This is a genomic window from Pseudomonas sp. WS 5051, from assembly GCF_012985715.1.
Taxonomy (GTDB): Bacteria; Pseudomonadota; Gammaproteobacteria; order Pseudomonadales; family Pseudomonadaceae; genus Aquipseudomonas; species Aquipseudomonas bubulae.
Genome location: NZ_JAAQWV010000024.1, coordinates 41,246 through 49,139 on the forward strand (window position 1 = coordinate 41,246; position 7,894 = coordinate 49,139).

General features: G+C 52.6%; 7 protein-coding genes. 6 read left to right on the plus strand and 1 reads right to left on the minus strand.

Going from position 1 to position 7,894, the window contains the following annotated elements; all coding sequences use genetic code 11:
- Positions 1 to 18 precede the first annotated feature (18 nt).
- From HBN79_RS23170 to HBN79_RS23195, 6 genes are read left to right on the plus strand one after another with little or no spacing between them, the layout of a single operon-like run.
- Positions 19 to 1,230 (plus strand): site-specific integrase, encoded by a 1,212-nt coding sequence (locus HBN79_RS23170; RefSeq protein ID WP_169917274.1) that lies wholly within the window; start codon positions 19 to 21, stop codon positions 1,228 to 1,230.
- Positions 1,223 to 2,764, plus strand: a complete 1,542-nt coding sequence (locus HBN79_RS23175; protein WP_060766332.1) for a site-specific integrase — start codon at positions 1,223 to 1,225, stop codon at positions 2,762 to 2,764. The genes HBN79_RS23170 and HBN79_RS23175 overlap by 8 nt, the downstream gene beginning before the upstream one ends.
- A complete protein-coding gene (locus HBN79_RS23180) occupies positions 2,757 to 4,754 on the plus strand; it encodes a hypothetical protein (RefSeq protein WP_060766333.1) in 1,998 nt (665 codons plus the stop codon). The genes HBN79_RS23175 and HBN79_RS23180 overlap by 8 nt, the downstream gene beginning before the upstream one ends.
- A 7-nt stretch (positions 4,755 to 4,761) precedes the next feature.
- Positions 4,762 to 5,169 (plus strand): hypothetical protein, encoded by a 408-nt coding sequence (locus HBN79_RS23185; RefSeq protein ID WP_186348377.1) that lies wholly within the window; start codon positions 4,762 to 4,764, stop codon positions 5,167 to 5,169.
- A complete protein-coding gene (locus HBN79_RS23190) occupies positions 5,169 to 5,603 on the plus strand; it encodes a VPA1267 family protein (protein ID WP_070414648.1) in 435 nt (144 codons plus the stop codon). Before HBN79_RS23185 ends, HBN79_RS23190 begins: the two co-directional genes overlap by 1 nt.
- Positions 5,600 to 7,789, plus strand: a complete 2,190-nt coding sequence (locus HBN79_RS23195; protein ID WP_169917276.1) for an AAA family ATPase — start codon at positions 5,600 to 5,602, stop codon at positions 7,787 to 7,789. The genes HBN79_RS23190 and HBN79_RS23195 overlap by 4 nt, the downstream gene beginning before the upstream one ends.
- On the opposite strand, the gene HBN79_RS23200 is transcribed toward HBN79_RS23195, so the two are convergent.
- A partial coding sequence (locus tag HBN79_RS23200) for an IS3 family transposase (protein WP_138762977.1) occupies positions 7,786 to 7,894 on the minus strand: 109 nt, incomplete at its 5' end. The two genes, HBN79_RS23195 and HBN79_RS23200, sit on opposite strands and share 4 nt — an antisense overlap.

Genomic DNA, 7,894 nt, shown 5'->3' on the forward strand with positions numbered 1-7,894 from the left:
TAAAGTATTGGTGTGAGCATGGATATTTCACTGCGCAGATTTAGAGGGTCTGATGGCGAGCGATTCTCGGTCTTGGTTGATAGCCAGGGGATGCCACTCTTCTACCCAACTTTGTTCTCGACTTGGGTTCTTCGTGCTCGCTCTCTTGCGGCTAACACCATTACGAATGCACTTAACGCACTCAAGGCCTTCTGCGCCTGGGAGGCCCATACCGGCCTAAGTGTGGAGTCGATCTTTTCGCGTAGCGAGCTGCTTGATCAGAACCAGATCAGAGACCTGTGCGATTTCCTCCAGCGCTCATTGCTCTCCGACAAAGAGAAGAAGATCACCCGAATCAAGCGGCAGCCGAAGGTAGTTGGGACGAGCATTCACTATTTTCGTCTGTCTATTGTTGCCAGTTATCTCGATTTTCTGGCGCATAGGCTGGCTCCGAGCCTTGATGACTCTAGGATCGAGAAGATGGTTGAGGCAATTAAGGCCCACCGTCCTAGTAAACCTTACAGATCGGCTGCAGACCGAGACGATGTCCACCTGACTGACGAAGTGATTCAGGTTATCGAGGACGCTCTCAAGCTAGATTCCCCAAACAATCCAGCCAAGGAATATGGCATCCAGCTGCGAAACGCACTGATGTTCTTCATCCTCAAGCTGATCGGGCTTAGGCGAGGGGAGCTGCTCAATTTGAGGGTTTCAGACTTCGACTTTGGTGCAAACACGATGGCCGTGGTTCGGCGCCCAGATTCGAACCTCGATGTCAGGAAGCATCAGCCTACAGCTAAGACGTTACCTCGGCGCTTGCGTATCCATCCGGAGCTCGTCAAGAAAGTCTACGAGTACGTTTCAAAGTGTCGGGGCAAAGTGCCTGGAGCTCGGAGGCATGATTTTCTGTTCGTCACACATAAAGCGGGCCCTACACAAGGTGCCCCGCTATCAATAGGCGCGTTCAGTAAGTGGATGGGCCACATCGGAGACCTTGTTGAAGGTGCCGGCTTTCACGCCCATGCACTGCGGCACAATTGGAACTACGAGTTTTCCCGAGTGGCTGATGCGAAGGGCATGAGCCCTGCGGAAGAGGAAAAAACTCGCTCGTACTGGATGGGGTGGAGTGAGACGTCAGGAACTGCGGTTTTGTACAACGCGCGACACACGAAAGAAAAAGCGCAAACAGCAGGTCTTGAGCTTCAAGAGCGTTATATAAACCGCCAAAATGAGGTGAGTAGTGATGAATAATGTCCTTGCCTCAGTGGCGGATTCGCTGGCGGCTGCCCTTCGTCATCAGGGCGAGGTATTTCTCTCGCGTGAAAGCTACACCGTGGAGCTCAGTAGTGACCGTTGGCGCCTGAGCAAGGACGTCGACCTACCTCTGGGAAGCTTCTGTAACGAATTTCCAGGTGACTCCAGTGTTTTCCGGCATGTGTTGGCGTTCTATGCAAAACATAGCTCGCCATCACATGTGAAAAATCTTATGGAGCGTGTTGCTCACTACGTAAGAGGGCTCAATGGGGCTCAGGTATTCTCGGTAGAGTCGATTATTTCCTACAGAGCGAGCCTGGATAAAACACGTGAGTGGTATCTCTCCACCACTCGTGTATTTATCAAGCAATGGGCACGGTTAGGCTATCCAGGCATTCCGGAAGAGACCCTGGCTTTACTTGATAATCTCGTTATCAAAGGGAACGAAAAAGGCCGGGCAGTGCAGTCGATGTGCCCAGATGAGGGGCCGCTCACAGACATTGAAATGCAAGGGATTGCTGAGGCTACCATCCATGCCTTCGCCCAGAGGGAGTTGAGCCTTTCGCACACCTGCTTAGTGATGGCGCTGGCCATGACCGGAAGACGGCCAGGGCAGATCTCAGCCCTGAAAATCAAAGATTTGATTCAGCGAGACAATAAATACTGGATTAATTTTCCGCGTGCCAAGCAGCGTGGCATGAAATGGCGCTCGACCTTTAAGCGGTTTGCAATCGTTGAAGATCTCTGGCTGTTGCTAAATCAGCAAGCTAATGACGTGGAGAAGTTATTCTGCAAAATGCTGGAGCTCCAATCCCTGTCACCGGAAATCAGGGCGGAGCTCCCGCTGTTCCCAAATATCAGAGGTCGCATTTCTCTCTCTGATATCCAGACTTTGCTGAACTCAGACCAGTTGCACATCCCATCTTATGAGGTCTACACCAGCGTCAAGGATGCCGGAGTAAAAATCCGCGTGGTGAGCGAGCGTACGGGAGCTCCGGTACACCTGAACCCCAACCGTTTCCGTTACACCTTGGGAACAAACTTGGCTCGTGAGGGGCAGGGCGAGTATGTGATTGCCGAGGCGCTTGATCACTCTGACACCCAAAACGCTGGGGTGTACGTACGAAACATTCCTGAAATTGCTGAGCGAATCAACAAAGCCCTCGCGGCGCAGATGGCACCCATCGCTCAAGCGTTCAGAGGTGTCTTGGTTACTTCTGAGATTGACGCACGCCGAGGGGGAGATCCGTCTAGCCGGATTTCTAACGGAGGGGCCAACGTTGGTAGCTGTGGCAGCTATGGATTCTGCGGTGCTCTGGCACCCATTGCCTGCTACACCTGTGCCTACTTTCAACCATGGCTTGATGGGCCGCATGAGGAGGTCTTGGAGGGCTTGATTGGGCAGCGCGACCGGGTGGCAGAGCTGACAGGCGACCTAAAAGTCGCTTCGACGAATGACCGGTTGATTCTTGCGGTGAGTGACGTGATCCGTCGTTGCCAAGTCGCGAAAGGAGAGGTGGTACGTGGCTGAAATTGTATTCTTCGTCCCTAAGGCTGAGAAAGAAGCAAAGCAGAATCTTGCGGACTTCATCGAGTTATGTCGTGACCGGCTGACAGTATTTGGAGAGGACTTGGACTGGAACTCCAATGCTTGGCCAAAGGTTGTCAATTTCACCGTCAAGGGTGCACCTTCTCGGGGATATCGTCCGGATCAAATTCTCAACGCTGAGATTCTGCCATTTGCTAAGGCGTATGTTCGCTACCAGCAAGGTATCAAACCGTCTCAGTTGTTCAATGAGATGAAAGCCTTGCGCTGCATTGAGCCGGCCCTGCTATCCGTAAAAGGGGTTGCCGACATCACGTTGGTAGACAGTACCGTGATGGATATTGCCGGTGGTTTCGCGAGGCAATACAACGCCACCGGCTACCAAGCTGGTAAGGCGCTGGAGAAACTGGTGAAGTTTCTTAACGAAAGTAAGATTATCCCTCGCCGGGTGGAATGGAGAAATTCAATCTCCAAGCCGAGCGAAATCGACCGTACCGATCCAGAAACTAAGGAAAAACGGGCGAAGAAGCTTCCCACCGATTTTCAGCTTGAGTCCATGGCCGAGATGTTCGCCAATAACCCGCAGCACCCACGTGATCGTTTCACTACCTCCATTTTTGCTCTGCTGATGTCTGCCCCATCAAGGATAACTGAGGTTCAGAAGCTTCCGTTGAATGTTTTTCATCGGGAGAGGGACAAAGAAGGTGTTGAGCATCTTGGGCTGCGTTTCTTCGCCGGTAAAGGATATGCCTGGGATATCAAATTTGTACCCGAGTACATTGAAGATATTACTGAAGAGGCCGTACGGCGATTGACAGATTTGTCTGCAGAAGGGCGAGCGCTGGCGCGGTGGTATGAGACCAACCCTTCAAAGTTTTATCGACACGACGAGTGCCCGAACGTCCCTGAAGATGCACCATTGACTGATAGCCAGGTCTGCCTAGCGCTTGGGCTGAGTGCCGACGGTGGCAAAGCAAACATTGATCCTTATTTCGTGAAATATAAGCCGTATCAGCAGTACAGGAAGACTCGCGAGCCACTGACGCTCGCTTTCCTTAATGAGTATTGCCATTCGGTCTTGCCGAAGGGCTTCCCTTGGCTGGATGTCGAGCGAAAGCTCAAGTATTCAGAGGCACTATGTTGCTATCGGGCTCACGAATTCAGGCTAGATTTGACAACCAGTCGGGTCAAACTTTGGGCACCCGGAAAAAGCCTATTTTCAACCGATTTGAATTTTATCCCAGGGCAAGAGCGAAGTATCTGGACTCGTAATGGGTATAAAAATCCAGATGGCTCTGAGATGACGATGACTTCTCACGCGTTGCGGCACCTGCTGAACACTGCTGCTCAGCGTGGCAAGTTAGGACAGTTGGACATCTCAAGGTGGTCTGGTCGAGCCAACCTGCACCAGAATGCCGTCTACAACCATATGACGGAAGACGAGTACGTCAAGATCAGCGAGAACGCTCTACCTGAGGGCGTGCTGGAAAAAGTCCATGCCAACGTCCCGGTTACCCTTGCAGATCTAGACGCCGTAGGTGACGCCATTGCCCACGTTACGATTTACGGGTTCTGTGTCCACGATCACTCGATGACGCCATGCCAAAAACACATGGACTGCCTGAATTGCACCGAGCATGCGTGCGTTAAAGGTGATGCTGAAAAACTTGAGCGTCTTAAGCTGCAGCGCCGCCTTACTCAAGTCCAACTGGATAAAGCCAAAGCGGCGGATGCATCTGGCTACTTTGGTGCTGACCGGTGGAGCCAGCATCAACTCAAAACTCTCGAGCGTCTTGATCAACTCATCAAGATTATGGAGAACCCGGACATCCGGGATGGAAGCGTCATCATGCTCAACAACGATCAGGAATACAGTCCGCTGAAACGGGAGATTGCTGCTCGCCAAGGCATCAAGCGGTTGGCTGAACCAGTTGCTGAATTGCCTCTGCTGGATTTCGCGATGGATATGTTCTGACGTGGCCATGCATTTGACAGATCGGCACATAAGGATACTGATCGACCTGATCGACGCCTGGTCAGGAAAGCTCACATGGGACGCCCTTTGTGACAAGGGGGCTGAGGTGCTTGGCTTTCGTCCAACCCGTCAAACGCTCAATAGCCACAATGCAGTCAAGGCAGCCTTTGACGCAAAGAAAACACATCAGAAAACAGGCCGAATGCCCAGCAAGCGCCCAGAGAGCCTTGCTATTGCCGAACAACGAATTCGAAAGCTTGAGAGCGAGGTAGCCCGGCTGACCTATGAAAATGAGCGGTTTATCGAACAGTTCATTCGGTGGCAGTACAACGCTCAAAAGCGTGGCATATCCAAGGCATTGCTGGACGATCACCTCCCTGTTATTGATCGAGACTCGGCGGAGAAGAAAACCTGATGGCCAATGGTCAACAACTGGCAGGAACGAACCTCGCTGCGTTTCGCGCTTGGGCTAAGTCGAAGTCGGATGAAGATTTCAAAGAGTACGTGCATAGGGGCGTATTGAAACGGTCTGAAATCGCCTCGGAATGCGGGTTCGGCAAAAGCGCTCTTGTTCAAAACCCTGCTATCAAAGCTGAGCTGGAGGAACTTGAGGACTCTCTACGTCGACGCGGAGTTCTGCCGGCACATAAAGAGCGTGATGCCATCTCCGATAAACCGGTTGTCAGGGATGCCCAGGCAAAGCAGAAGAGGCAGGATGGGCAACGCCTCAATAGCCTTGAGCAGGAAAATGCTTCGCTTCGAGCAGAGCTGGGCCAAGCCAAGTCGATGCTTGAGCGCTTTAAGCTGATGTCAGAATTTCTGGATGAGACGGGACGGATGCCTAGATGAATGCTCAAACCCCTGCGCTGCTGAGTGTGACCGTGCGGGTGACCAGGATTCGATCCAGGAATAGCAAGGGCTGCATTGCATTCGGGCATCGTGTTGATCTTGATGCCGGTTTGAATGATCGGTCGACTGCCATCGTCATTGCGGTGCCGACAAGCGTTGCCACGCGCTCCATGGTTGAGGTTGGTGGCATCTATGAGGTGTACGGCGAGAGCAGCGTGGTGCATCGAGAGCACGGAAGCTACAGGGTTTCCGAGATTCAAGTGGATGCGCAGGATATCCGTCTCGTACGCCCAAGCGGAAGCCAGCTCATTCAGTGGCTGGCCGCCAACGCACCTCGCGTTGGCGAAGTGAAGGCTACCAAGCTCTGGGATACCTTCCAGGGTTCACTCTACGACATCCTGGATAGTTCTGATCATGCTTCGCTCAGCAAGATTGTTCCTTCTGAGAGCGTCCGAGCGGACATGTTTACCGCTTGGCTGGAACATGGTGATGCGAAGACACTCCGGTTTGTCCAGGATAAAGGGATACCGCTGGATCTTGCCCGTAAGGCTATCAAGTTCCATAAGGGAAAGACCATCGCGGCCCTCCTGGAAGACCCCTATCGCATGCTGAGCTTCTGTGGGTCATGGGTCGAAGTTGATGAGATCGCTCAAGAACGATTCTCTGTTCGGCTTGGGGACTCAAGACGACTTAGGGCTGCCTTGGAGGAGGCTCTGTATGGGGCAGCAGAGAAGGGGCATACCTGCGCTACGATTACAGATCTTCATCGGACGGTCACGCGGTTGCTTGCCCCTCATCCCGCACCTGCGTCTGCATTGGCGGAGGCGCTCCTACAGGGCAAAACGGCTGGTCAGTTCATCGTTCGAGACACGTCCAGTGGCGATGTTATGCTCCATGCGCCTGGCACCTACATCATGGAGCGGAGCTGTGCTGAATTTATAATTGCGCTCCTTCGCGCGCCTGAGGGACAGCAATCACTTTTTGCTACAGATGTAGACCGCGTGATAGCTGACTTTGAACAGTCAGAGCATGAGCACTTGAAGTTGAACGCTTTTGTGCTGAACGACGCACAGCGCGCCGCCGTGAAGACGTCCTTGAAAAGTCGGTTCAGTATTATTACGGGTGGTGCCGGTGTTGGGAAAACCACTGTCCTAAAGGCTCTATATAAGGCGTTAGATACAACGGGCCGACCTCGGTTTCAAATGGCGCTCTCAGGCCGGGCAACAGCTCGAATGATCGAGGCGACGGGCGAAGAAGCGCGAACTATCGCAAGCTTTCTGCGCAGAATAGGTGCCAACGAAATGGGCCCCGCCCCGATCATTGTCATCGACGAAGCTTCGATGCTTGACTTGGTGACGTTCTACCGGCTGGTTCAAAAGTTGCCATCTGAGTCTCAGGTAATCTTGGTGGGTGATCCGTATCAACTGCCTCCAATTGGCGCCGGTCTGATCTTGCATGTGCTGTGTGGCATGGAGAGTGTGCCGACTACTGAGCTAGTCGAAGTTAAACGCCAAGCCAGGGATTCAGCAATTCCATTGGCATCCCGTCAGATTCGAGACGGTCAGTGTCCACGCTTCAGCTCGGATGAACGCGATGAGGTTGTTTTCTTGCCATGCTCTGATGATCAGATCATTCCAACTGTCCTCAGACTGTATGAGCAAGACTCGGAAAACACCCAGATCTTGTCAGCAACGAGATCGTGCCGATTTACCGGTGTAGATGCGTTAAACCGAATCTGTCACGTCGAGTACGGGGATCACACCAGGCAGTTGTTGGCCGAGAACAAAGAGACAGGTGAGATTGAAGCGACCGGGCTGTCCGTAGGAGATCCCGTGATGTACACCGCAAACGACTGGGTGCGCAATTTGCAGAACGGCTCACTGGGTCAGCTCAATGAGATATTCGATGCGCCAAGATCCGTAGATCTAGGAGATGAAGAAAAGCCCCTCATCTGTAAAGCTTTAGGGATGGCGTCGTTTGATGGAGTGCGGCACTACATCTTGGATACCGACATAGACTCGCTGGAGCTTGCATACTCAATCACCGTCCATAAAGCACAGGGCTCGCAGTTTAGAAGGGTGATCATCCCGGTTCGCAAGTCTCGCATTCTTGACCGAACCTTTGTGTACACCGCTGCGACCCGAGCCCAGTTGCAGGTGGTCTTTGAATCGCCCCGGGTTTCCTAGACACTCTCCAGGCTCGCTGCGTAACGCTTTTCAAACTCTACCGGTGACAGCTGATTGTTGAAACTGTGGCGTCGTTTTGGGTTGTAAAACATCTCGATGTAATCG

Excerpts from the sequence above, each read along its gene's own strand:
- HBN79_RS23170 (WP_169917274.1), top strand. The coding sequence starts at position 19 with ATGGATATTTCACTGCGCAGATTTAGAGGGTCTGATGGCGAGCGATTC.
- HBN79_RS23175 (WP_060766332.1), top strand. The coding sequence starts at position 1,223 with ATGAATAATGTCCTTGCCTCAGTGGCGGATTCGCTGGCGGCTGCCCTT.
- HBN79_RS23185 (WP_186348377.1), top strand. The coding sequence starts at position 4,762 with ATGCATTTGACAGATCGGCACATAAGGATACTGATCGACCTGATCGAC.
- HBN79_RS23190 (WP_070414648.1), top strand. The coding sequence starts at position 5,169 with ATGGCCAATGGTCAACAACTGGCAGGAACGAACCTCGCTGCGTTTCGC.
- HBN79_RS23195 (WP_169917276.1), top strand. The coding sequence starts at position 5,600 with ATGAATGCTCAAACCCCTGCGCTGCTGAGTGTGACCGTGCGGGTGACC.